The organism is Mycobacterium sp. E2238 (assembly GCF_001672665.1).
GTDB lineage: Bacteria > Actinomycetota > Actinomycetes > Mycobacteriales > Mycobacteriaceae > Mycobacterium.
Window position 1 is genome coordinate 10,641 of record NZ_LZKF01000151.1, and the last position, 24,689, is coordinate 35,329.

Sequence of the window (24,689 nt, forward strand, 5' to 3'; positions counted from 1 at the left end):
CGCGAGTCAGCGCAGCAGCAGCGCAGGGTCGCCGCGGCGTCGGTACACAGAGCCGAACCGGGCGTCGATGCGCAACCAGGTCGGCAGGATCCGCACCCTGATCATTTCGTCGGCGCCGACGGCATCCGGTGACTGCGGCAGGAAACCCATTGCGGTCAAGGCGAACACACACCGCATGGGCAGCCCCACACTCGCGTCGGATGAGCTCACCTGGATGACCTCCTGGTCGAGCAGCGATACGGGGGGGCCGTGTGAACTGCCGTGCTCCTTGGCAAGTCGTGCGCCGCGCTGCGCCAGGTCGAGCATCACCCGCGCGGGTATGTCCTCGAGATGGGTGAAGCCGGCGTCCGGCGGCAACGCCCCCCGCCACGCGGAGTCCATCGCGAAGCCCGGATCGACGTAACCCGAGTCCCCCATCGCGGCCAGGCCGCGCGCCAGCGCGTCCGCGCCCACCGACAGATCCTCGGGCCGCACTTCGCCAGCGACCACCCGGCTGGCCAGGACGTCGAAACCCGTTGCCACCCAAGCTGTCAGCTGCCCGGCCGATCGAGTGCGAAGGCGAATGACCGCCGCGTCGTCGAGTCGCAGCGCGTAATCCACGAAGGCACTCAGGTCCCTGCGCTGGGCGGCCCGGTCCGGTGGCCCCAGCCAGAGCCCGCGGTCAGCTAACGAATCCACCGTTGCAGGTACTCCCGATGGTGTGGAGAGAGCCGCACCAGGCGCTCCTCCTCGATATGAACGGCGGCCAGTTGCGATTCGGCGATGACGGCCGGCTTGGACTCGGGATCGGCGTTGACCGAGCGCACTTCGTAGCCCAGCGTGAAGTCGACAGCCCGCAGCCGCTTGGTCCACATCGTCACCTGCAGCGGCGAATCGACCAGCTTCAGCTGACCTTTGTAGGTCACCTTGACTTCGGCGATCAGCAACCCGATGGTCAAGATGTCGACCTCGAACGCTTCGCGCAGGAACTGGACCCGCGCTTCTTCCAGAATCGTGACCATGGTGGCGTGGTTGACGTGCTGATACATGTCGATGTCCGACCAGCGGACCGGTACGGGGGCTACGAAGCCGACGCTCAACTCGAGGATCCTCTTCCACTGGTGCGGGTCATGCGCCGAATCTGGCGCGCCGCCACCGACAGCGTCGCGAGATCCTTTTCTCCACTTTCCTGAATTTCGATGAGGGTGCGGCGGGCCCGCTCCACCCGCGATGCGGACAGGTGTTCCCACTCGGCGATCTTCTCCTCGCCGCTTTCGTTCGGCTCCCCCACGGCGAGCACATCGAAGCACAACGAACGCAGCGAGGCGTAGATGTCGTCGCGAATCGCCAAGCGCGCCAGGGAATGCCAGCGGTCGTTGCGGGGCAGTTCGGATACCGCCGTCAGCAATCCGTCGGTGCCCAGCCGGTCCATCAGGGCGAAGTAGGTGTCGGCGACCTCGGCGGCGTCGATGTCGTTGATGTCGCCGATGTCGATGATGTCCAGCAGGCTGAAGCGGTACAGCCCGGCGGCGATCATGTACGCCAGGTCGTCGGGCGCACCCTGCGAAGAGAATTCGGCGGCCTCCTTCTCCACGATCGCCTTGTCGTCGCCGCGCAGCCACTCCGACATCCGGGGGGTCAGGTCTTTGACCTTCGCGGCGAACCGGTTGATCTCGGCACCGACGGCGAGCGGCTGCGGACGGTAGTTGAGCAGCCAGCGGCCGGCGCGGTCGATCAGCCGTCGGGTGTCCAGTGTGAGCCGATCGGACAGCGCGACCGGCAGATTCGCCGCGCGGATCCGCCGCCAAATCTCCCCCACGCCGAAGATGGCGTCGGTAGCGACGTAAGTCCGCACCGCATCGACGGGCCCGACCCCGACATCCTCGGTGATCCGGAACGCGTAGCTGATGCCGGCGGTGTCGACCAGGTCGTTGATCAGCATGGTGGTGACGATCTCCCGGCGCAGCTGGTGGGTGCGGATCTCCGGGCCGAACCGCTCCCGCAACGGCGTCGGAAAGTATTGCGGCAACCGGGATGCGAACACATCCTGCTCGGTCAGTTCGGTGTTCAGCATCTCCTCTTTGAGCCCGAGTTTGACGTGCGCCATCAAGGTGCACAGCTCGGGTGACGTCAAGCCGATGCCCGCCTCACATCGCCGGTCGATCTCCTTCTCCGACGGGAGGGCTTCCAATTCGCGGTTGAGCCCCCGCTCGTCGACGAGGTATTGAATCTGCCTGCCGTGCACCGGCAGCAGGCTGGCCGCGTTGGCGCGGCTCGTGCCGATCAAGTCGTTCTGATCCTCGTTGTCGGTGAGCACCAGTCGCGCGACCTCGTCGGTCATCGACTCCAGCAACTCTTTTCGCTCCTCGGGGTCGACCCTGCCGGCGGTGACCAGCGAGTCGATCAGGATCTTGATGTTCACCTCGTGGTCCGAACAGTCCACGCCGGCGGAGTTGTCCATCGCGTCGGTGTTGATGCGCCCGCCCGACAGATCGAATTCGACCCGGCCCAGGGCTGTCACCCCCAGGTTTCCGCCCTCGCCGATCACCTTGGCGCGCACCTGACTTGCGTTGACCCGGACGGGATCGTTGGCGCGATCGCCGACGTCGGCGTCGGACTCGGACTCGGCCTTGATGTAGGTGCCGATGCCGCCGTTGAACAACAGATCGACCGGCGCCTGCAAAATCGCCTTGATCAGGTTGGGCGGGGTCATCTCCGTGATCTCGCTGTCGATGCCCAGCGCGTCGCGCACCTGCGGGCTAACGGGGATGGATTTGTGCTCGCGGCTGTACACCCCGCCGCCCTCGCTGATCAACGACTTGTCGTAGTCCTCCCAGCTGGACCGCGGCAGGTCGAACATCCGCCGGCGTTCCTCCCACGACGCCGCGGGGGCGGGGTCGGGGTCGAGGAAGACGTGCCGGTGATCGAAGGCGGCGATCAACCTGATGTGCTTGGACAGCAGCATGCCGTTGCCGAATACGTCGCCGCTCATATCGCCGATGCCCACCACCGTGAAGTCCTCGGCCTGGGTGTCGACGCCCATCTCCCGAAAGTGTCGCTTGACGGCCTCCCAAGCGCCCCGGGCCGTGATGCCCATCGCCTTGTGGTCGTAGCCCACCGATCCGCCGGACGCGAAGGCGTCACCCAACCAGAAGCCGTAGGACTTCGCGACGTCGTTGGCGATGTCGGAGAAGGTGGCGGTGCCCTTGTCCGCGGCCACCACCAGGTAGGCGTCGTCACCGTCGCGTCGTATCACCTCCGGCGGCGGGCTGACCTTTCTCGTTGCGTGATCGACGTTGTCGGTGACGTCGAGCAAGCCGGAGATGAACAGCTGATAGCAGGCGACGCCCTCGGCGCGGGTGGCATCGCGGTCCTCCGCCTGATCGCCGGTCGCCAACGGCGGCCGCTTGACGACGAAGCCGCCCTTGGCGCCGACTGGCACGATGACTGCATTCTTCACCGCCTGCGCCTTTACCAGGCCGAGGATCTCGGTGCGGAAATCGTCGCGACGGTCCGACCAGCGCAGCCCGCCGCGCGCCACCGGCCCGAACCGCAGGTGCACACCCTCGACGCGGGGCGAATAGACGAAGATCTCGTACTTGGGCCGCGGGAGCGGCAGTTCGTCGATCAGCTGCGCATTGAGCTTGAGCGCCAGAACGTTTCGGGCGCGGGCCGAACCCTCGCGCGTCACAAAGTAATTGGTGCGCAGCGTCGCCTGAACCAGCGATGCGAACGCCCGCAGGATGCGGTCGGTGTCCAGGCTCATCAGCGCGTCGATGTCGGCGGCTACCGCGGCCGCCGCCGCTTGTGCGTCACGGTTGGTGGATGCGCCCGACGGCCGGGGATCGAAGAGCGCCTCGAACAGGGCGACCAGCGATCGCGCGGTGGACGGGTGCTCGTTCAGTACCGACTCGATGTAGGACTGGCTGTACGGAAAGCCCGCCTGCCGTAGGTACTTCGCGTATGCACGGAGCAGCACGACCTGCTGCCAGGTCAGCCGGGCGCGCATCACCAGCTCGTTGAACCGGTCGATCTCGACGCGGCCTTGCCAGATCGCGGTGACCGCGTCGGCGAACCGCTGGGCGGTCGCGTCGCGGTCCGCCGTGGTCGTCGCCGGCGCGATCGTGGGGTGCGTGGAGATCTTGAACTGATAGATCCACACCGGCAGCCCGTCCGGGCGGGTGACGGTGAACGGTCGCTCCTCGAGCACCACCACACCCATGCTCTGCAACATGGGCAGGAGCTGGCTCAGCGAGGCGGTGCGTCCGCCCAGAAACCAGGTCAGCTGCGCGGCCCCGTCCTCACCGCGCTCGGAGAACACCAGCTTGACCGAATTATCCTGCAGCCCTTCGATGATGCCGATGTGCTCGATGGCATCGGCCGGGGTGACCGCTTGCTTGTAGACCTCGGAGAAAGCGGTGCCATAGTGCTCGGCGTCGGCCTGTTCGACGGAGCCTTCCGCGGCCGCCCCGATCAACCGGTCGCTCCAGGTGCGCGCGGCTTCGCTCAGCAACCCCTGGATGCGGACCCGGTTGTCTTCGGAAACATCCACAGGCGCCGCATCTTCCGGCAACCGGACCATGAAATGCATCAGGGCCCAAGGTGATTCGCTGACACGCGCGGTGAATTCAAGCCGCGTGCCACCGAACTCGCGGACCAGTATGTCCTCGATTTGCAGCCGCACCTGGGTGGTGTAACGGTCGCGGGGCAGATAGACCAGGCACGAGACGAAGTATTGGAGCCGATCGGCGCGCAGGAACAACAACGCCCGCCGTTGGGATCCCAGATCCACCACCGCTTTGGCCATCGTCAAGAGCCGTTCGGCGCTCAACGTGAACAGCTCCGAGCGCGGAACGGTTTGAATGACGTCGAGCAGCAGCTGGCCGGGGTGGATTGGGTCGCTGTCGGCCAGGGCCAGCGCGTCGCGCACCCGGGTCGAGATCGTCGGGATTTCCAGAACATCCGCGTTCATGGCCGCGACCGTGAAGAGCCCGACGAAGCGATGCTCGACAACGCCGCCGTCGTCGCCGATATTTTCCCGGACCGCGACGGCGTACGGGTAGGCGCCGTAACGCAGGTAGCTGCCGACGACCGATTGAGCCAACACCAGCAATTTGTCGTCATCCGTCAGCCGTGGGCGGGAGCCGGTGCGGGCGCGCAGGACGCCCAGCCCGGGCGACCCGTCGCCGGAGACGAGACGGTCATGCACGCGGCACCGCTGGTAGCCGAGCAGCAGGAAGTTCCCGTTGCCCAGCCAGCGCAGCAGCGCCGCGACGTCGGCGCGGTCGGGGGCCGAGAAGTGGCCGTGGGCGTTGGTTTCCACTTCCGCGGCCAGGCCGCTCAGGGCGGCGATCAATTCACCCGCGTCACTGGCGACCTGTTGCACGTCGGACAGCACCTTGGGCAACAGCCGTTCGACTTCGGCGAGGCCCTTGCTGTCGACCGAGGGCAGCAGTTGCACGTGTATCCATGCCTCGCCCACGTATGGCGGGGCCCCGGGCGGTTTCGATTCGACGCTGACCAGGTCGCCGGCGGGGTCGCGGTGCACCTCGAACACCGGGGTCATGATGGCCGCGTAGGGCACACCGAGGCGGTGCAGCAGCACAGTGACGGAATCCAACAACATGCCGCCGTGGTCGGTGACGACTTGCAGGGCGGGCCCGAAGCCGGCCGGGTCGTCCGAGGGGTAGACCGCGACCCGGCTTTGGCCGGCGGGACGGTGCTGACCGAGCCGATAGTGCGCGCCGAGCATGGCGGGGGTCACGATGGCGGTCGGGACCGTCAGGTCGATAGGGCCGGATTCCGCTCCGGGTTCATCGCCATGCGGGCCGCGATAGCTCTCGATATAGGCCTTCGCGATCCAGTCGGGAATGTCCTGCTGCTGGGTGAAGGCGGTCCACGGCTTGAGGGTCTGCTTGGGCCCGGGATCGATCGTCATGCCGATGGCTCCCAACTGGTGACGAACGCCGCTGTGTTCAACCGCCCACTCTCCCCCCGCAAGCGGGGTGCACCCGCCGCGGCCGTCTGGGCCGCATCGTCGGGGTGCTGCGCAGCTGACACTAGTCGCGCGTGAGCTTCCGGTGGGTCACTCTGTGCGGCCGGGCCGCGTCAACACCGAGCCGTTCGACCTTGTTCTCCTCGTACGCGCCGAAGTTGCCCTCGAACCAGAACCACTTTGCCTCGTTGTCCTCGTCGCCCTCCCAGGCCAGGATGTGCGTGCAGGTGCGGTCCAGGAACCAGCGATCGTGCGAAATGACCACCGCGCAGCCCGGGAATTTCTCCAGCGCATTCTCCAGCGAACCCAGCGTCTCGACGTCGAGGTCGTTGGTGGGCTCGTCGAGGAGAAGCAGATTGCCGCCTTCCTTGAGCGTGAGCGCCAGGTTCAGCCGGTTCCGCTCGCCACCGGACAGCACGCCGGCCGGCTTCTGCTGGTCGGGACCCTTGAACCCGAACGCCGAGACATAGGCGCGCGACGGGATCTCGTTCTGGCCGACCTCGATGTAGTCGAGGCCATCCGAAACGACTTCCCACACGGTCTTCTTGGGATCGATGCCGGCGCGGGACTGGTCCACATAGCTGAGCTTGACCGTTTCTCCGACCTTGACCGTCCCGCTGTCTGGCTGTTCCAGCCCGACGATGGTCTTGAACAGCGTCGTCTTGCCCACCCCGTTGGGGCCGATCACGCCGACGATGCCGTTGCGGGGCAGCGTGAAGGACAGGTCCTTGATCAGGGTCCGCCCGTCGTAGCCCTTGTCGAGGTGGTCGACCTCGACGACCACGTTGCCCAGTCGCGGCCCGACGGGAATCTGGATTTCCTCGAAGTCCAGCTTGCGCGTCTTCTCCGCCTCGGCGGCCATCTCCTCGTAGCGCTGCAGACGGGCCTTGTTCTTCGCTTGTCGCGCCTTGGCCCCCTGCCGCACCCAGGCCAGCTCCTCGGTCAGCCGCTTGTGCAGCTTGGCGTCCTTGCGGCCCTGCACCGCCAACCGCTCGGCCTTCTTCTCCAGATATGTCGAGTAGTTGCCTTCGTAGGGATACGCACGGCCCCGGTCGAGCTCGAGAATCCACTCGGCGACGTTGTCCAGGAAGTACCGGTCGTGGGTCACCGCCAACACCGCACCCGGATAGGCGGCCAGGTGTTGTTCGAGCCACTGCACGCTTTCGGCGTCCAGGTGGTTGGTCGGCTCGTCGAGCAGCAGCAGGTCGGGCTTGGACAACAGCAGCTTGCACAGCGCCACGCGGCGCCGCTCACCGCCGGACAGATTCGTCACCGGCTCGTCCGGCGGCGGGCAGCGCAGGGCGTCCATGGCCTGCTCGAGCTGCGAGTCGAGGTCCCAGGCGTCGGCGTGGTCGAGGTCCTCCTGCAGCCGGCCCATTTCCTCCATCAACTCGTCGGAGTAGTCGGTGGCCATCAATTCGGCGACCTCGTTGAAGCGGTCCAGCTTGACCTTGATCTCGCCGAGCCCCTCTTCGACGTTGCCGCGCACCGTCTTCTCTTCGTTCAGCGGCGGCTCCTGCTGCAGGATGCCGACGGTGGCCCCGGTGGCCAGGAAGGCCTCGCCGTTGTTCGGCTTGTCCAGCCCGGCCATGATCCGCAAGACGCTCGACTTGCCGGCGCCGTTGGGGCCAACGACGCCGATCTTGGCGCCCGGGTAGAAGCTCAACGTGACGTCGTCCAGGATCACCTTGTCGCCGTGCGCCTTGCGGACCTTTTTCATCGTGTAGATGAACTCAGCCATGCCGCTGTCGTGCCTTTCTGGTCTGCAGAGTGATCTCGCGGACCATCCTAGGCACCGGCCGGCAACTGCCGGCCCGCCCCCAAGCCGACCGTCAAGCCGGAACGGAGAGCCGGGCGCGGTCTGCGGCGGTGTCTCCGGAGTCGGCCGGGTCGTCGCCGGCCTTCAGGTCCTCGTCACCACCAACGTCGGCGGCGGTCGCCGAAGTTCCATTGGCGGGCGCCTGCTCCGGATTGGGACCGGTGTAGCCCGGCTTCTCGATGCGCACAATCGCGCGGGATACGTCGGGTCCGACGGAGGTCGCACGCATCTCCAGCGACGAGCGGCGGTTGCCGTCGCGGTCGTCGTACTCGCTGGTGTAGACGTGGCCCACCACGATCACCGGTGCACCCTTGCCCAACGCGGCACCCACCCCCGTGACCAACTTGCCCCAGCAGTTGACGTTGATGAACAGCGAGTTGCCCGGCTCCCAGCCGCCGTCGGCCGTGCGCCGCCGGGAATTGCTGGCGACGCGAAACTTGATGACCTCCTGGGAGCCGACCTGTCGACGTTCGGGGTTGTTGACGATGTGCCCGACAACGGTAAGCGGGGTTTCGAACATTGCAATGATCCCTTCTCGGTGTGCTGTTTGGGCGGTGAACGCGGCACCGCCCGTCCTGGCCGCCATTGAGCCCGGTGCCACCGACGGCCCGGCGGGCGAAGGGTCCCGGATCCGGCGGTGCCTCGACGGCCTGTGGAAGGAATCGCGACTGTGGATCAGTCCGCCGGCTGGTGCGGACGGTTCGGTGTGTCGCGCCGCGCCAGCTCGGCCAGCATCGCGTTGTAAGCGACCAGCTCGGCGTCGTCATCGCGGTCTGCGGCGCGGTCCAACCGCCGGGCGGTGCGGTCGTCGCTGCGCGCCCACTGCACCAGCAGCGCCAGCATCACGATCACCAGCGGCAACTCCCCCGCCGCCCAGGCGATGCCGCCACCCAACCGCTGGTCACCGAGCAGGTCGGTGTGCCAGGTCAAGCCGAGCGAACGGTAGTAGTCGGCGCCCAGCACCCTGCGCGTGCCCATCAGCACCACCCCGAAGAACGCGTGCAGCGGCAGCGACGCGAACACCACACCCACCTTGGCCAGCGGCGGGATCGGGCGCGGCGTGGGGTCGACCCCGATGACGATCCAGTAGAAGAGGTAGCCGCTGAGCAGGAAGTGCAGGTTCATCGCCAGGTGCCCCGCGTGACTGCCCACGGCGATGTCGAACAGGTTCGACAGGTACAGCCCGTAAAAGCCGGCGACGAAGAGCACGGTGGCCACGACCGGGTTGGTGAGGAACCGCGACAGCCGGCTGTGCAGCGCGGCGAGCAACCATTCCCGCAAGCCGGGCGGGTCGTCCCGGCCCGCCGCGGGCAACGCCCGCAGGGCCAGGCTCACCGGGGCGCCCAGCACCAGCAGGATCGGCACCAGCATCGACAGGCCCATGTGGGCGACCATGTGCACGCTGAACATCGCCGGCATGTAGCGACCGACCCCCGACGAGGTGACGAACAGCAACGTCAGGCAGCCGAGCAGCCAGGCCACGGTCCGGCCTGGCGGCCAGGCGTCGCCTCGCCGACGCAGGCGGACCACGGCGGCCACATAGAGGGCGGCGAAGACGATGGCGGCGCTGCCGAAGATCAGGTCGAAGCGCCAGTCGAACAGGATCCGGGCCGGGGTGGGCGGACCGTTGAAGTCGTAGCCGATCTCGGCCTCGGGAATCGAGGGCAGCCGGCTCGGCGGTGGTGGCGGCGGGGTGCGGCCCAGGCCGACGGCGATGCCGAAGGTGAGGCCGAAGACCGCGGCCTCGGCGAGCGCCAGCCGCAGCAGGGCGCGGCGCGCCTCGGGCCGAGGCGGTTCCGCCTGCAAACCGGCGACCGACGAGCGCCGCTGGCGCCAGCCGATTACCCCCAGCACGCATAACGCGGCGAACTTGCCGACCACCAATCGGCCGTAATCGGTGGTCAGCAGGTCACCCAGCGGGACGCGCACCGCGGCGTTCACCAGACCGCTGAGCGCCATCGCGACCCAGCACCACAGCGCGATTGCGGAGAACCGCCGCGCCGCCAGGGCGACGTGCCCGCCGCCGCGCAGCCCGTAGGCGGTCAACGCCAGGAGTCCGCCGGCCCACAGGCCGGCGGCCACGAGGTGGATCAGCAGGCTGTTGGTCGCCAGGTCGTGCGAACCGCCCGCCGACGAATGGCCGGTCAGCCCGAGCGGGATGAGCGTCAGCAGCGATCCGGCGAACAGTAGCGGCGTCCACGACCAGCGCAGCACCGAGAGGCTGGCCAGCATCACCAGCGCGGCCAGCGCCGCGGTCCAGCGCCACGCGGAGGCGGTGGTGACCAGGCCGGCGATCGACCAGATCCGCACCGGGTTCAAAAGCGCGACCAGCGGGCGGCCCGATACGTCGGAAACGGTCAGCGGAACCAGCAGCGCCGCACACGCCGCCCAGACGCCCGACGCGACGGTCCCCAGGCGCAGCGCCCGGTACCCGTCGGCGTCCAGGACGCCGCTGCGTTGCGGCGGCACCAGGAACGCCGCGAACAGGAACGAACCCACGGCCAGCACCGCGGCGATCTCCCCCGCCGCCCGGACGAACGGGAGCCCCAGCGTGGTTGCCGGGCCCGGGTTCGGCAAACCCGTGGCGGTCAGCGCATCGGCCAGCGACAGCGCCCCGATACCGGCCGCCGTGCAGCCCGCCAGCAGCGCGACACCGATCAGCAGCGGCCACACCCGCGCGCGGGGTGGCGTCAGCGACCGATCGACCGTCATACAGCCAGGGTATGAGCCCCTACCGGGAACTACCGAGCCAGGCGCTCCCGACGCGCTTTGACCTCGCGGGCGACGAACTGGTCGCGCGCTATCCGCCCGACATAATTCGAATCCCGCAGGATGTCCCGCAGTTCGCCCCGAAACGCGGCCCGACGCTCGGCGAGGTCCGGCGCGGGCGCGATCAGATCCTGGTCGACGACGACCTGATAGGCCGTGGCGAACAACAGCGTCGACACCGATTCGCTGCTGCGGACCCGGGTTTGCGCCACGTATTGGCGGCCCACGCCGAGCGCCGACTCGGTCAGCTTCTTCTGGCCGACGTCGGCCGGCGCATCCCGCAACACGTCGGCGACGATCTCGTAGGCCTCGAAGAACACCCGCAGCATCGCGTCCGCCATCAGCGGACGCTTGGCGAACAGCAGCGCGTCGATCTCCTCCCCCCCGGCGCTGACGTGGTCTTCCCAATCGTCATGCCAGGCCATCTCTTCGGCGATGTTGTCCCGAAACGCCGCCGAGTCCGCGAAGTAGAAGTCGAACTTGAGCAGGTCGCGCAACCGCATGGCCTGGTCCCAGAAGGCACGCATGCGGTCGCCCTCGGCGTGCCGGGCATGCGCCAGCGCCAATTCGACGATCGAGGTCTCCAGGAAGGCATGGATCAGCGAGTTGCGGTAGAACGCTGCCGCGTGCTGCTCGTCGGGGGCGATGTGCCACACCGGTTCCCGGCCACCGTCGACCCGGGTGATCGGGTGCCCGTTGGACAATGCGTCGACCGCCGCCCGCACACCGTCGCGCGAGCGCAGCCGCAGCGCGCTCGTCGACATCGGGTTCTGTTTGCGTTCCAGGTAATCGAGCGAGTCCTGCAGCGTGTGGTGCAACTGATCGAGCGTCAACGCCGCGCCGCGAGTGGTGAGCAGCAGCGCGCACACCAGGCCGGTCGCCGTCACCGGCGTCGCCTGCAATATCCGCCACGCGACCTCGAACGACATCTTCTGCAGCGCAAGCCGTTTGGCGTCTTGGTCGTGTGACAGCGCGCCGTGCGCCGGGCCAAGGTATTGGCGCATCGAAACGGCTTCCGGGAAGCGGACGTAGATCTTGCCGTAGTTGCGTTCGCCCTGCGCCCTGATGAAGTTGTACAGCCAGCCAACGCCTTCGGGCGTCTTCTCCCCGCCGCGGGCGTAGGCCGCGTACTCGGCGGTCTCGTGCAACTGGTCGAAACTGATGGACACCGGCTGCAGCAGGATGTCTTCACTGCGGCCGTCCAGGTAGGCGTCGGCGACGTAGGCCAGCAAGCCGAGTTTTGGTGGCAACATCTTGCCGGTGCGCGAGCGGGTGCCCTCGATGGACCAACTCAAGTTGAACCGCTTTTCGACGATGTACCCGACGTATTCGCGCAAAACGTATTTGTAGAGCGGGTTTTCACCGATGTTGCGGCGGATGAAGATGACGCCGGACCGGCGCAGCAGTGGGCCCATCGCGCCGAACGACAGGTTGATGCCGGCGAACACATGCACCGGCGGCAGCCGGTTCTCCTGCATCGCCACCGGCACCACCGCGCCGTCGATGTAGGAGCGATGCGAGAAGAGCAGCACCGCCGGGTGGGCCTCCAGGGCGGCGCGCATCGCCGCGACCTGATATCCGTCGTAGTCGATCTCCGGATCGAACCCGCGGCTGAGCATCCTGCCGAGGACGGAAACCAGGTCGACGGACACCCGGCTCCAGCCGGTGGAGAGCTCGTCGAGCATCTCGCCCGCTTCGTCGACGGTCGCGCCGGGGATCTTCTTCAGCCCGGCACGAAACCGGCTGGACTCCAGGATCTCCGGCTTCACCAGGCGCGGAGACTTGTACTGCGGACCCAGGATTCGATACTCGAAGCGTTCCAGCGCCAGCAGCGCGCGTCGGATGACGAATCGGGCGAAGTCGCTTTCGTTCTCACCGACGGTGATGTTGCGCCATTGCTCTCGCAGTTCGGAGACTTTCGCGGGTTCGCCGGCCACCACCCGCGCCCGCTGGGGAGCGTTGCGCATGATGTGCAGTTGCTGACGTTCGTTGGGGTGGTAGGGATCTCGCCCGGGCAGCAGGCCGGCCAGCTTGGCGATTCTGCCGCGGTCCGGTGGCGGCAGCCAGAACACCCGCACCGGCACGATGGAGCGACCGTCGGCCTCGAGCTGTTCGATCAGCGCGGTCAGCTTGTCGGGAGGCGCGGTGGGCGGCGGCAGCTCCAGCACGTCGAATCTCGCCCCGGGCATGGCGGCGCGCTGTTGGGCCATCCAGGCCGTCACCAGGTCCCGCTCGACGGGCGAGGCCATGGACGCCAACACCAGCGAGTCTTGGCCGGTGAGGACCGCGGTGGTATCCGCGGCCGTTTCGGTCACGGCCGCCCTTCGGGCGCGGATTCCGGCGGCTCCGCGCTGGAGGTGGGCCCGTGCGCCTCACCGTCTTTGAGGGCGGCCTGCGACCCGTGGGGATTCGCCTTGGCGGGCTTGGCTTTCGACGCGGCCTTCTTCGCCGGTGCCTTCGAAACGGCCTTAGCCGCAGTCTTTTTCGCGGGCGCCTTGGCCTTTGTCGCCGCCTTCTTCTCGGCATACAGGTCTACCTGGGGCAGCTCGTCGACCGGCCAGCTGGCCAGCGTGTCCAGATACAGCTGACGGACCTCGGCGATGCGCTCCGGCAGGTTCTCGACGGTCCAATCCTGCACCGAGATCGGCGGAAAGACGGCGACATCCACGGTACCGGGATTGACGACGGTCGAATTGCGGGCGGCGACGAGTTCCGCGTTACGGATCACGATCGGGACGATCGGGATCCCGGCCGCCATCGCCAGGCGGAACGGCCCCTTCTTGAAGGGCCCGACTTCGGTGGTGTCGACGCGGGTGCCTTCCGGCGCGATCACGATGGACAGTCCCCTGCGCGCCCGGTCTTCGATCTCGTGCATCGTCTCCACCGCGGCGACCGGGTCGTCGCGGTCGATGAACACGCCGTCGAGCAGCCTGCCGAGCGTGCCCATGATCGGGTCTTTCTTCAGCTCCTTCTTCCCCACGCCGATCCAGTTGTCGCGCACCAGCGCTCCGGCGATGACCGGGTCAACTTGGTTGCGGTGATTGAAGATAAACACCGCCGGCCGCTGCGCGGTCAGGTTCTCCTGACCGATGACGTTGAGCTGCACCCCGGCGATGGCCAGCGACAGCTGGGAGAAGGTCGAGGTGAAGAAGTTGACCCCGCGCCGCCGGTTGCGGGTCAACACGCCGATGCCCACGGCGCCCGCGGCGACGGGGAACATCGAGCCGAAGCCGGCGAGGGTGCGGATCTGCCGGCGCAGGCCCACCGGACCGCGGCTGCTGAACCGCAGGATCGGCCAGCCGCGGCGTTTCGCCACGGCGGCCATCTTCCCCTCGGGATTGGTTGGGCGGGGGTTGCCGACCAGGTACATGAGGGCGACGTCCTCGTCCCCGTCGGCGTAGAAGTAGCTGTCCTTCAGATCGATGCCGTTCTCGGCGGCAAACCGTTGCACCGCAGCGGCTTTGCCGGGCCCCCACAGGATCGGCTTCTGCACACCGCCGGTGAGTATCCCGTCTTCGGTGGTTTCGAACTTGTTGGTGAGCATGTTCGAGATGCCCAGGAACCGCGCCACCGGGTTGACCTGAATGGTCAGCGCCGACGAGCTGAGCACCACGGTGTGCCCGCGAGCCACGTGCGCCCGGACCAGCTCGCGCATCTCCGGGTAGATCCGCGACTCGATCCGCTGCACGAACAGCCGCTCGCCGATCTCTTCCAGGTCGTCCAGCAGGCGGCCGGCCAACGCGGCGGCGGCCTTGCCGATGAGGTCCTCGAACTCGATGCGCCCGAGCGTGTGGCTCAGCCCGGCCTGGACCATGCCGAGTAGCTCACCGACCCCCATGTCACGGCGCAGCAGCCGCTCCTGGGTGAGAATCACCGCCGTGAAGCCGGCCACCAGCGTCCCGTCGAGGTCGAAGAACGCCCCGATCTTCGGACCCGGTGGGCTGGCCATGATTTCGGCGACCGAGCCCGGCAACCGCATGTCCGTCCCGGGCGTCCCGCGCTCGTCGCCCTGGTCTCTGGTGGCGCTCATGAACCCGACGCCGTCCGTGCCGAAGTCGCCGGTTCGGTGAACGAGGCCGGCACCGCGTGGGGTGCCCCCTCACCGGCCAGCGCCAGAATTTCGTCGAAGCCTTCCAACAGGCATTGAGCGAACAGTGGCTCGTTGCGCACCGAGGCCCTGTCGTAGCGCACGGTGATGGTGCACCACCCGCCCCGAGAGATCAGCACCACCATCATCGCTACCCCCGGTAGTGGACCGATCCCATACTGCCGCAACACCTTTGCACCGGCGATGTAGGTGTCTCCCGGGTACACCGGGACGTTGCTGGCCTGCACGTCGGAGCCGATCACCGAGCCGGTGATGCCTTCGAGCACCGCGGTCGGCAGGACGCTGAGCAGTGGCGCGACGGAACCGATGATGTTCATCGCGGGCTCGTCGCGGCGCTGCGTCATCTGCGCACGGATCTTCTTCATCCGCGAAACCGGGTCGACGGTGCCCACCGGCGCGGCCAGGTTGACCCCGGTGAACCTGTTGCCGCCGGCCGTGTCGGCCTCGGCCCGCAGGCTAACCGGGACCGCCATCGGCAGCGTGCTGATCGGCACACCGAGCGCCTCGTGATAGCGCCGCAGGGCTCCGCACAGGCCGGCGAGGTAGGCGTCGTTGATCGATCCCCCGCCCGCCTTGGCCGCCCGGTGCAGGTCGGAGAGCGGGATGTCGATCGCCTCGGTGCGGGTCGCCAGGCTGCGCCGCCGCAGCAGCGGCGACGGCTCGGCCGACCGGTTGAGCACCCGCATCCCCGACATGGCATAGCCCACGATCCCGGACACGGTGGAACCCGGCTCCAGGACCGCCCGTCCGGCCGCCGACACCGCCCCCGACACCGCGCTCACGACACCGCCGACCACGGCGGTGGGCAAGTGGTTAATGCCTTGCCGCATCAGGTCATTGGGGGTCAGATCCTGCGGGATGGGCAGCGGGGGCGTCGGCTTGGCAGGCGGGTCGCGCTCCAGGTCATAGATTTCCGCAAACATCTGCACACCGCCGACGCCGTCGGTGACCGCGTGGCTGACGTGCAACAGCGTGGCGGCTTTCCCGTCGGCCAGACCCTCCACCAGGGTGGCCGTCCACAGCGGACGGGAGATGTCCATGGGCGACTGCAGGATCACCTCGGCGAGGTTGAACACGTCGCGCAGTGTCCCGGGCTCGGCCACCCGCATCCGGCGCACGTGGAATTCGAGGTTGAAATCGGGGTCCACCACCCAGCGCGGCGACGCGGTCGGCAGGGTCGGCACGACAACCTTCTGACGCAACCGCAACACCCGTCGGGATGCGTTCTCGAATCGGGTCAGGAACTTGTCCCAGTCCGGTGTGGTGTCGAGAAGTTCCAGCGCCATGATGCCCGACCGAGTCCGGGGATTCGCTTCACCACGATGCATCAGATAGTCGACCGGTCCGAGTTGGTCGGACAATTTCACGACCCCATCGGACTCAGTCATGGTCCTCCGCCCGACGCGCCAGCCCTGTCACCGTCGATCAAGCCTCCTGCCTCGGCCCCGCCATCCCCATAGCCAACACAACGCTAGTCGGGTTGCCGCGCTGGTGAAAGGAGTGGTCGGGCGCCGGTGACGTGGGGCCCGGGCTCAGCTGGCCGGTATGGCCGCCAGCTGGTCCAAGTCCAGCAGGGAGCTGACGCGCCGGCCGTAGATGACACCCAAGAAATCGGCGACGGCGTCCGCGGCCAGCCGCGAGCGGACCGTCGAGAGGATGTCGAACGCGTGGTGGGCATTGGCGAGCTCCGCGTGGGCCACCGTGGCGCCGGCGGCGCGCAACGCCGCGCAGAAACCCCGGGCCTGGCCACTGGGGACCAACTCGTCCTTCTCGCCGTGCAACACGAAGAAGGGCGGCGCGTCGCCGTGAACGTAGTTGACCGGTGACGCCGCCCTGAACCGCTCGGGGTCGTCGGTGTAGCGGGCCTTCATCACGAACTGCTCCAGGAACGGCAGCATCAAGTCGTGCATGTTCTCGAAGTCGGTGAAGTCGTACACGCCGTAATAGGGCGCGACGGCCTGAACCGTCGTGTCGGCGCCTTCGAATCCGGGTTGGAACGCCGGGTCGTTCGGGGTAAGCGCGGCCAGCGAGGCCAGGTGTCCGCCGGCCGAGCCGCCGGTGATCGCGATGAAGTCGGGATCACCCCCGTAGTCGGCGATGTTTTGGCGGACCCACGCGATCGCCCTCTTCACGTCGATGAGGTGCGCGGGAAACGTCGAACGCGGGCTCTTGCAGTAGTTGATCGAGACGCAGATCCAGCCGAGTTCGGCCATGCGGCTCATCAGCGTGTAGGCCTGCACTCGTTTGTCGCCGACGGTCCACGCCCCGCCCGGGACCTGGATCAGCACCGGCGCCCGCCGCCCCGGCGCCAGGTCATGGCGGCGCCAGATGTCGAGCAGGTTGTCGCGACCAGCCGGACCGTAGGGGATGTTCGACGTCTGCGCCGCGTACCGGCGATGCGGCCCGGGCCTGTTCAACACGCCGCTGCGCGGCGCGCAGACTGGCTTGATGCCGGCCGGGTGGCATACCTGCTCGCGGAAGTCCGGACCGAACGACTCCTCGAGCGCGCCGGTCAGCGCCCTATCCGCCCGCTGGGCCGCCCAGGATGTGCCGACGCGGCCGATGGACGGGTGCGCGACCCGCGACAACGCGTGCCCGGTCACGACGTGCGGTGGAAACTCCGTGGAAAGCCAGCCCACGAGGCAGCCCAGCGCGAACGGCGAACCGCGCAGCAACAGCGTGCCGGCCCGATAGGCATCCATCGCATCGGCCGCCAGGCGTGCTGCCTGGGTACCAGCCCATGAGCACCGCGAAGTCAGGTGCATGGTCACGCTCATAGCAACGCCACCCCTCGACGATCTGCACACGCCTCGTTGCGGTAAACGGCCGATTACCGGCCGGTGTTGTACGTGTGTCGAGGGTCCCAACCATAGCCGATAACCGTGGCGCGGGAACGCTTTTCGCGCGCGTCGCGGCGGCGAGTCGTATCCCGACACGCCGTTGGAATAGACTGACCTGCACATTGCCTCCGTAGCTCAGGTGGATAGAGCAAGGGCCTTCTAATCCCTAGGTCGCACGTTCGAGTCGTGCCGGGGGCACCCGCAGCGTGTATTACCTCGGCTGGTGCCTGACGCCTACTTCGGCGGATACCTGACCTCGCACCCGCCGACTACTTGACCATCGTGAACTGGCAGACGTTGGTGTAGCCGTCGCGGAACAGGTCAGAGCACCCCCGCAGGTAGTGCATGTAGATGTCGTAGGTCTCCTGCCCCTTCAACGAGATCGCCTCGTCTTTGTGCGCCTCGAGAGCGTCCGCCCAGGTCGTCAACGTAGGGACGTAGTTCTTCCCGATGAAGTGATGGCGCTCGATGTTGAATCCCGCCTCCGTCGCATACCGGTCGATCTGGTGCACCTGGGGCAGCCTCCCGCCCGGGAAGATTTCCTTGAGGATGAAGCTGATGAACCGCAGCAGGGTCATCGTCGTCTTCAAGCCGAGCGCGTTGACCTCCTCGGTGGTGGGCACCACGATCGAATGCAGCAGCATCCGGCCGTCGTCGGGCAGCAGGTCGTAAAACTTCTTGAAGAAGACGGCGTAACGCTCGTATCCGGCATCGCCCGCTCCGTCGGCGAAATGCTCGAACGCGCCCAGCGACACGATCCGGTCAATCGGTTCGTCGGGGAATTCCTCCCAGCCCTGGATCCGCACCTCCATGCGGCGGGGACTGTCGATCTCTTTGAACTTCTCCACGTCGTGTACGTACTGGTTCTCGCTCAGCGTCAGACCGATGACGTTGACGTCGTACTCGGCCACCGCGTGCCGCATCGTCGAACCCCAGCCGCAGCCGATGTCGAGCAGCGTCATGCCGGGCTCGAGGTTCAGCTTGTCCAGCGACAGCTTGCGCTTGGCGTACTGCGCCTCCTCCAGCGTCTTGGTCAGATTCTGCGGGTCGGGATGTTCGTCAAAGTAGGCGCAGCTGTAGGTCATCGACGGGTCAAGCCAGAGCTTGAAGAACTCGTTCGATTTGTCGTAGTGCGACCGGACCTTCTCGACCGGCGGCTTCAGGTGTGCGCTTCCCGCGTTCCCTTGAGCGGACATCTACAACGCCCCTAACTTCCCTGCGGATACCGATGACCAAGGTTTTCCGGTGGTCAAAGTGATCCTTACCCACAAAAGTCTAGGTAAAAGCGCCTTGCACCGAGGTCGCAGGTGCGGGGCACTAACCGCCGATGCCTGTCAGTTCCCCTGCCACCGCATCGAATGCCCGCAGTGTGTCCAACATGTGCGGCTCGTGGGAGTGCGGCTGGGTGGACACCTTGGCGGCCACCACCTCCGCGGCGCGGTTGATATAAATCATCTGACCGCACATGCCCAGGGACAGCACAACATTGTTGCCCGGATAGGGGAACCACATCTGGTTTCGGTACATCCCGCCGGGCAGATCGGTGTCGCGATCGGGGCTGGCTGCGAACGCCTGACGCGAGTCGGGACCGCCGTCAAGGGTGTCGGCGATCCACGCCGTCGGCACCACTTGCTCCCCGGTCAGCGAGACGCCGTCACGCAAGAACAGCGACCCGAACCGGAGCATGTCGGTGAGACATGCGCTGACGCCGCCGTCGCAAAACCCGGTCCCGACCGGGTCGACGGCAATGGTGGCGTCGCTTTGGGCTCCGATCCGACTCCACAGCAGTTCCGACATCAATGTGGGCATCCGCTGGCCGGCGGCGACCTCGCAGATCCAGCCCAGGACGTCCGTTTCACACGAGCGATATTCGAACGGACCGCCGTGAGCCGACTTCCGCCGCAGGGTCAGCAGAAAGTCATGGAGTGTGGCGGGGACGTCTGGGCCGCTCTTGGGCGCCCACCCCATCGCCTGGTCGAGACAGTGGATCTCGGCGACCGGGTCATCGTAGTTCTCGGAGAAGGCGATGCCCGACCTCATATCCAGCAGGTGCCGCACCGTCGCGCCGGCGTAGCCGCAGTTCCCCAGGGCGGGAACGTATTTCGTAACCGGCGCGTCCAACTCGATGGCACCGGATCCGTGCAACGCGCCGACGACGGCCGCCACCAGCGACTTGCTCACCGAGAACAGCAGGTGCCGGGTCCCGGCCTCCATGCCGTCCCGGTACTCCTCGGCCACCATCGAGCCGCGGTGTGCGACGGCCCACCCGTCGGTCACGGTGGCCGCCATTACCGCGCCGACGGTGGTCTCCGTCCCGTTGGTGTTGGTCACCGAAATTTCGGCCAGGGGAGCACGGGCGTCCGGCAGACGCGCGACAGGCCCCGTCCCCCGGGGGATTACCGCGGTCGGCACCATGTCTTCGACGTGCTGGAAAGACCACCGCGCATAAGGCGGCGACAGCCAGTTGTGCAGTGAGATGCCGGCCGGGCGGCTCACGCGCGCGCGACGAGTCGCGAGACGATCGGCGCCGCGGGCGTCAGGGGCGTCGAGGTGAACTTGGCCTTCATGCCCTTGACCCAGCGCTGGCAGCGCTCGCTCAGCTGATAATCGTCCGTCTGCAGGTGTGAGCGGGTGACGAGCACGCCGAGTTGGGCGCCCTCGGACCGTAAGTCGCCGGGCGCGGCGACCCTCATGTAAAAGGCCTCGGACCCGTCGAGCAGCGTGGCCCAGTCGTTGGCGGTCCGCGAGAAAGAGACCCGACCGTCGTCATCGATGCGCCATACCCCGGTGCGTGGCGTCGCGGTGAAGATCTCGATATCCGGCGACGTCTCGGTGAGGATCACCTGGCCCCAGACCTCGTCCTCGCCGTAGCCCCGCTCCCAGCGCGCGTTGATCTCGTCGATGTCGAGCTCGTATTCGACGTCCATGTACTCGAGCAGGTGAAAGAGAAACAGCGGCATGTCGGCGTAGGCCTCGGTGGTCAGGTTCGTCATCGGGCTCGCGCCGGACAGGCGCGGATTCACTTCGCCAAGGTAGAGCTCGTCGGAGTCGAGGTCATGCAGAAGGTCTACCTCGAAGTAGCCGAGGTAACCCTCGCGGCGCATGACGTCGCCCAGCTTTGTCACCATCTCTCGCGCGGCGTGGGTCTGGGCGGGTGGCAGCACCTCGTGCCAGATGTCGTTGCCACACCAGCTGCCCCGGCTCGGTGTCAGCTCCGAATAACCGACGAGACTTGTCATCGCGGGGCCGACCACCGTGCCGTGGCGGGTTACGGCACCCTCGAGGCACACCTCGACATTGCGGATCCGTTTCATAACCTTGAGGTCCTGCCCGACCAGGTTGCCCGCGTTCTCGTCCCAGTCGCGTTGACCGTGCACAAAGAACGTCCCGCTGCCGGCGTTGCCGTAGGCGATCGAGATGACGAGGTCATCTCCCAAGCCGGCGTCTTGGGCGAGCCTCAGTAGCTCGTCATACGAGCCGGCCCGCCCGATCGTGTTGGGCACACTCGGCACCCCCGCCTCATCAGCCAGGCGTGTCATGACGATCTTGGAGCCGAGGCGCTCACGCAGCTCGATCGGCGGGTGCATGACCTCCAGACCCGCCGACCGCGCGAGGGCCTGGATTTCCGCGTTCATCATCACAAAGCAGCACTTGCCACCCGGACCTTTACCCGCGATGAATTCGAGCGTCTCGGGATCGGACAGCAGGTGGCTGCACACCTCGTCCATCGAGTCGAAATCACGGCGGTCGCGCCGCCGGGGCACGAACACGCGCGAGTGCGTGCCCTCGAAAGAGTCAAAGTAGGTCAGGTAGAAGAAGTTTCGTATCCAACGGTCAACACCTAGCAGGTTGAACGGGGTCGGCGAGATGAAGTACAGCGGCACCTTGTTGGTGTGGAAGAACGCGCGTATGTCCGAGAGGCCGTTGAGCACGCGACCCGGCTCGGGCCCGCCCATATTCACGCAGCCCGCGCCGGGGACAGGGGCGCCGCACTCAGCGCGTCGGCAATGCAATCACATCCGTTCATCCCATAAGTGTGGACCCGCCTGGGCCGCGGCACTCGCTTAACGGAGTTCCTTCATGAACTCTTTCGCCAAAGGTCCAGCGGAGGCGGGATTCTGGCCGGTGAACAGATTGCGATCTTTCACCGTATAGGGCTTCCAGACCTCGCCGCGGGTGAAGTCGACGCCCAGCTTCACCAGTTCGTCCTCGGCGGTCCAAGGCGCCTTCTCCCGCAGGCCGACGGCGTCCTCTTCGTCGTTGGTGTAAGCCGTGACCTTGTAGCCGGCGAATGGCGATGCCCCGTTTCGCCGGGTCGCCAACATCGCAACCGGCGCGTGACAGACGATGGCCAGCGGCTTGCCGGACGCGAGTGCCGCGGTCAGCAGCCGGCCGGAGTCCGCGTCCTGCCACAGGTCCTCCATCGGCCCGTGCCCGCCCGGGTAGTAGACCGCGTCAAAGTCCTCGAGGCGGGCGTCGGCCAACTCGATCGGCCGGCGCAATTCGTCTGCGGAGCGCAGGATCTCCTCCAGTTCCCGGGCAATCTCTTCACTGCCTGCCATCGACGGACGCAGGCTCATCACATCCACATGCGGCACAACACCTTTCGGGGTGGCCACCGTGACCTCATGACCGGCGTTGGTGAGCTCCCGGTACGGGGCGGCGAACTCCTCGGCCCAATAACCCGTCGGATGCCTCGTGCCATCCGTGAGCGTCCAGTAACTTGCGCCGGTCACGACGAACAGAACCTTTGCCATCGCGCTTCCCCTCGTTAGCCCCGCAATGCATTGATGCAAGCGTCGCCCATCTCATCGTTGGCGTGCAACCGCGAACCGCGACTACGACGCCGGTCCGAGCTGCCAGACCAGGTCACGCGCGCTGGCGGTCGGTCGCGTCCATCGCGATCGACGGGCCTGTTCGCGGAGATCAGACCAAAACCGAGCGTGTTTATAACGGCGATTACGGCAGAGACAATCGCCAGGCACGTACGGTCGCTGCGCCGCCAGACACAACGGCGTAAATGGCTCTTAACAAGCGCCGCGATGCCACTGTCGCCAAAAGTTTGCCAAATAGACGGGTAGGGAACGACAATTGGCGTGTCGTGCGAGCAGATGACGCTGACGGGGGATTATGACTTAGGGCGTCTCTATTCGAGGGGTGGTCGATGTGACGTCGGACGACTGGCAACCGGTAGTGCGAGTTGGAGAACCCAAGTTCGTAGCCGGGCTGGGGAACAGGATCAAAGTTGAGGTCAAGACACGGGGGTGGCTAAGCCGAGACTGGCGCGGCTACTTCGGTTCTCAGGTTTCGCAGCAACGGCTCGATGCCCGGTACTCCTCCTATCCCTGTTGGGACGAGATCCAGCGCATCGAGGGCACATGCGCCGCGGATGAAGCGGAGCGCTACATCGAAATGATCGATGCGGCAATCCACTATGCGAACACGAGGTTGCGCTATGACGCGTTGCCAACCGCGGTGCTCCAAGGGACGCAGCGGGATCAACGAGCATGCGCCGTCAGGCGGCGCCAAGCGGCCCTCGATCAGCTCGCGAAGAAGTTGGCAAGACCCGAATGCGGGTGAACGAATAGGCAAGGCTCTGGCTCGATGCATGTTGCGTCTCGCGGCTTCGGGTCAGGCGCGGTGGCGCAATTACGGCCCTGAATCACATCCCCGTCATTAACGACGTGCCGTCTCGGGGCACCCTTTAGAGCGTCGTCTCGCGCACCCAAAGACAAACGCATTCGTCTTTCACAACCATTTTTTGGAAATGCCCGTACGCGACCTCCAATAGCGCTCGCGTCCTGAGGGTGAGCAAATCCCCTGCCGGTCAAGACGGAATGCGAAGGCATTTAAAGGGTTGCCGCCGGTGCCGATTGGGCGAAACCCGCAGCGACCGCGCTTCCACCGGTTGCCATCCTCGAACAGGTCGCGCAGTACCCTAACCCTGCCCCGGAGTCGCAGCCGACGGCACAACATCGTGCGTCGCCCGGACCCGCCAAACCCAAGCCGCGGAGGTGCCCGATGGCCCAATCCGACCTCGTCTTGTTCACCGTCGAGAATCGCGTCGCACTCATCACCGTCAACGACCCCGACCGGCGCAACGCGGTGACGGCCGAGATGTCGGCGCACCTGCGCGCCGCCGTGGAGCGGGCCGAGGCCGATCCTGGCGTGCACGCCCTGGTGGTCACCGGCGCCGGCAAGGCCTTCTGCGCCGGCGCGGACCTCAGTGCGCTCGGCGCAGCGGGCGGCGACAAAGCCGAGGCGGGCCTGCAGCAGCTCTACGACGGCTTCATGGCCGTCGGCAGTTGCCGGCTGCCCACCATCGCCGCGGTCAACGGCGCGGCCGTCGGCGCGGGTCTGAATCTCGCACTGGCGGCCGACGTGCGCATCGCCGGTCCGGCGGCACTGTTCGACGCCCGATTCCAGAAGCTCGGGCTGCATCCCGGCGGCGGTGCGACCTGGATGCTGCAGCGGTCGGTGGGCCCGCAGGTTGCCCGCGCCGCCCTGCTCTTCGGCATGCGTTTCGACGCTGAGGCCGCCGTGCACCACGGCCTGGCGCTTTCCGTCGCCGACGATCCGGTCGCCGCCGCGCTCGAGCTCGCCGCAGGGCCCGCGGCCGCACCGCGCGAGGTCGTGCTGGCGACGAAGGCCACCATGCGCGCCACCGTCAGCCCGGGATCGCTCGACCACGAGCAACACGTCTTCGCCATGCGCACGGAGCTCGGCCCTCAGGCCTACTCCATCCAGTCGCCGGAATTTGCCCAGCGACTGGCTGCGGCACGGCGGCGGTAGTGCCATCATGGGCTAGCAGGTTGGGATCGGTAGCAGAGCGAACGCTGTGTGCTTGCTGCGACGACGCCAACCGACATGGCGCATGGACGAAGGACACATCGCGTGAACATCACCCTCACCCGCATCGCCGCCGGGGCGCTGCTCTCCAGCGGACTCGCCACGGCCGGATTCGCGCTGGTCGCCGGCACCGCCCACGCCCAGCCAGCCCCCGCGCCGCGGGTTTACTGGTGCCCCAATCAGCCGTGGGACCCGGCATGGGGCGAGAACAAGTACTGGAACCAGTGCTGGGACACCGAGAACCCGCCGAATCACCCGCCCCCGCCGCCTTTCCACCAGCCCAATTTCAACTGCGGCCTGTTCTGGTGCCCCGTACCGCCGCACCCCTGA

The 24,689-nt window shown here is 66.9% G+C and carries 17 protein-coding genes and 1 tRNA gene; 4 read left to right on the top strand and 14 right to left on the bottom strand.

Translation table 11 applies throughout. The features are described 5' to 3' along the window. Positions 1-6: 6 nt before the first annotated feature. The 10 genes from A5711_RS12865 to A5711_RS12910 form a co-directional block, all read right to left on the bottom strand. Positions 7-678, bottom strand: coding sequence for a hypothetical protein (locus A5711_RS12865; RefSeq protein ID WP_067947008.1), 672 nt, complete (start codon positions 676-678; stop codon positions 7-9). Continuing rightward, a complete protein-coding gene (locus A5711_RS12870) occupies positions 666-1,079 on the bottom strand; it encodes a thioesterase family protein (protein WP_067947010.1) in 414 nt (137 codons plus the stop codon). Before A5711_RS12870 ends, A5711_RS12865 begins: the two co-directional genes overlap by 13 nt. Beyond that, a complete protein-coding gene (locus A5711_RS12875; protein WP_067947012.1) occupies positions 1,076-5,917 on the bottom strand; it encodes an NAD-glutamate dehydrogenase in 4,842 nt (1,613 codons plus the stop codon). The genes A5711_RS12870 and A5711_RS12875 overlap by 4 nt, the downstream gene beginning before the upstream one ends. A gap of 121 nt (positions 5,918-6,038) precedes the next feature. Continuing rightward, on the bottom strand, positions 6,039-7,715 hold the full coding sequence (gene ettA / locus A5711_RS12880; protein ID WP_067947014.1) for an energy-dependent translational throttle protein EttA: 1,677 nt from the start codon (positions 7,713-7,715) through the stop codon (positions 6,039-6,041). Between the two features lie 91 nt (positions 7,716-7,806). Then, positions 7,807-8,313, bottom strand: a complete 507-nt coding sequence (locus tag A5711_RS12885; protein WP_067947016.1) for a single-stranded DNA-binding protein — start codon at positions 8,311-8,313, stop codon at positions 7,807-7,809. 155 nt (positions 8,314-8,468) lie between these two features. Then, positions 8,469-10,505 carry a cytochrome c oxidase assembly protein gene (locus A5711_RS12890; RefSeq protein ID WP_067947018.1) on the bottom strand — a complete coding sequence of 679 codons (2,037 nt, stop codon included), beginning with the start codon at positions 10,503-10,505 and terminating at the stop codon, positions 8,469-8,471. Between the two features lie 29 nt (positions 10,506-10,534). Next, positions 10,535-12,877, bottom strand: a complete 2,343-nt coding sequence (locus tag A5711_RS12895; protein ID WP_067947019.1) for a glycerol-3-phosphate 1-O-acyltransferase — start codon at positions 12,875-12,877, stop codon at positions 10,535-10,537. Continuing rightward, positions 12,874-14,592, bottom strand: coding sequence for an HAD-IB family hydrolase/lysophospholipid acyltransferase family protein (locus A5711_RS12900; protein ID WP_067947021.1), 1,719 nt, complete (start codon positions 14,590-14,592; stop codon positions 12,874-12,876). The genes A5711_RS12895 and A5711_RS12900 overlap by 4 nt, the downstream gene beginning before the upstream one ends. Beyond that, on the bottom strand, positions 14,589-16,058 hold the full coding sequence (locus tag A5711_RS12905; protein WP_067947024.1) for a wax ester/triacylglycerol synthase family O-acyltransferase: 1,470 nt from the start codon (positions 16,056-16,058) through the stop codon (positions 14,589-14,591). Before A5711_RS12905 ends, A5711_RS12900 begins: the two co-directional genes overlap by 4 nt. A 144-nt stretch (positions 16,059-16,202) precedes the next feature. Further along, the gene (locus tag A5711_RS12910) at positions 16,203-17,447 is read right to left on the bottom strand and encodes an alpha/beta hydrolase (protein WP_067947026.1); all 1,245 of its coding nucleotides are present in this window, start codon (positions 17,445-17,447) and stop codon (positions 16,203-16,205) included. A 187-nt stretch (positions 17,448-17,634) separates the two neighbouring features. Between A5711_RS12910 and A5711_RS12915 the strand changes: the two genes are divergently transcribed. Next, positions 17,635-17,708, top strand: a tRNA-Arg gene (locus A5711_RS12915). A 71-nt stretch (positions 17,709-17,779) separates the two neighbouring features. Here the strand turns inward: A5711_RS12915 and A5711_RS12920 are convergent. From A5711_RS12920 to A5711_RS12935, 4 genes are all read right to left on the bottom strand, one after another. After that, positions 17,780-18,706 carry a cyclopropane mycolic acid synthase family methyltransferase gene (locus tag A5711_RS12920; RefSeq protein ID WP_067947027.1) on the bottom strand — a complete coding sequence of 309 codons (927 nt, stop codon included), beginning with the start codon at positions 18,704-18,706 and terminating at the stop codon, positions 17,780-17,782. Positions 18,707-18,827: 121 nt separating this feature from the next. Next, positions 18,828-20,006 (bottom strand): serine hydrolase domain-containing protein, encoded by a 1,179-nt coding sequence (locus tag A5711_RS12925; RefSeq protein WP_067947029.1) that lies wholly within the window; start codon positions 20,004-20,006, stop codon positions 18,828-18,830. After that, positions 20,003-21,466, bottom strand: a complete 1,464-nt coding sequence (locus A5711_RS12930) for a biotin carboxylase (RefSeq protein ID WP_067947031.1) — start codon at positions 21,464-21,466, stop codon at positions 20,003-20,005. Before A5711_RS12930 ends, A5711_RS12925 begins: the two co-directional genes overlap by 4 nt. 108 nt (positions 21,467-21,574) lie before the next feature. Continuing rightward, complete coding sequence (locus A5711_RS12935; protein ID WP_067947033.1) at positions 21,575-22,267, bottom strand: type 1 glutamine amidotransferase domain-containing protein; 693 nt, start codon at positions 22,265-22,267, stop codon at positions 21,575-21,577. A 409-nt stretch (positions 22,268-22,676) separates the two neighbouring features. Here A5711_RS12935 and A5711_RS12940 point away from each other — a divergent pair, with 409 nt between their 5' ends. From A5711_RS12940 to A5711_RS12950, 3 genes are all read left to right on the top strand, one after another. Continuing rightward, positions 22,677-23,090 carry a hypothetical protein gene (locus tag A5711_RS12940; protein WP_067947036.1) on the top strand — a complete coding sequence of 138 codons (414 nt, stop codon included), beginning with the start codon at positions 22,677-22,679 and terminating at the stop codon, positions 23,088-23,090. A gap of 441 nt (positions 23,091-23,531) precedes the next feature. Then, the gene (locus A5711_RS12945) at positions 23,532-24,302 is read left to right on the top strand and encodes an enoyl-CoA hydratase (RefSeq protein ID WP_067947037.1); all 771 of its coding nucleotides are present in this window, start codon (positions 23,532-23,534) and stop codon (positions 24,300-24,302) included. A 102-nt stretch (positions 24,303-24,404) separates the two neighbouring features. Continuing rightward, on the top strand, positions 24,405-24,689 hold the full coding sequence (locus A5711_RS12950; RefSeq protein ID WP_067947039.1) for a hypothetical protein: 285 nt from the start codon (positions 24,405-24,407) through the stop codon (positions 24,687-24,689).

What these genes read in the sequence shown, in the direction of transcription:
- A5711_RS12905 (WP_067947024.1), bottom strand. Translation starts at nt 16,058, where the DNA reads ATGACTGAGTCCGATGGGGTCGTGAAATTGTCCGACCAACTCGGACCG.
- A5711_RS12900 (WP_067947021.1), bottom strand. Translation starts at nt 14,592, where the DNA reads ATGAGCGCCACCAGAGACCAGGGCGACGAGCGCGGGACGCCCGGGACG.
- A5711_RS12935 (WP_067947033.1), bottom strand. Translation starts at nt 22,267, where the DNA reads ATGGCAAAGGTTCTGTTCGTCGTGACCGGCGCAAGTTACTGGACGCTC.
- A5711_RS12920 (WP_067947027.1), bottom strand. Translation starts at nt 18,706, where the DNA reads ATGTCCGCTCAAGGGAACGCGGGAAGCGCACACCTGAAGCCGCCGGTC.
- A5711_RS12945 (WP_067947037.1), top strand. Translation starts at nt 23,532, where the DNA reads ATGGCCCAATCCGACCTCGTCTTGTTCACCGTCGAGAATCGCGTCGCA.
- A5711_RS12875 (WP_067947012.1), bottom strand. Translation starts at nt 5,917, where the DNA reads ATGACGATCGATCCCGGGCCCAAGCAGACCCTCAAGCCGTGGACCGCC.
- A5711_RS12930 (WP_067947031.1), bottom strand. Translation starts at nt 21,466, where the DNA reads ATGGGCGGGCCCGAGCCGGGTCGCGTGCTCAACGGCCTCTCGGACATA.
- ettA (WP_067947014.1), bottom strand. Translation starts at nt 7,715, where the DNA reads ATGGCTGAGTTCATCTACACGATGAAAAAGGTCCGCAAGGCGCACGGC.
- A5711_RS12890 (WP_067947018.1), bottom strand. Translation starts at nt 10,505, where the DNA reads ATGACGGTCGATCGGTCGCTGACGCCACCCCGCGCGCGGGTGTGGCCG.
- A5711_RS12910 (WP_067947026.1), bottom strand. Translation starts at nt 17,447, where the DNA reads ATGAGCGTGACCATGCACCTGACTTCGCGGTGCTCATGGGCTGGTACC.
- A5711_RS12885 (WP_067947016.1), bottom strand. Translation starts at nt 8,313, where the DNA reads ATGTTCGAAACCCCGCTTACCGTTGTCGGGCACATCGTCAACAACCCC.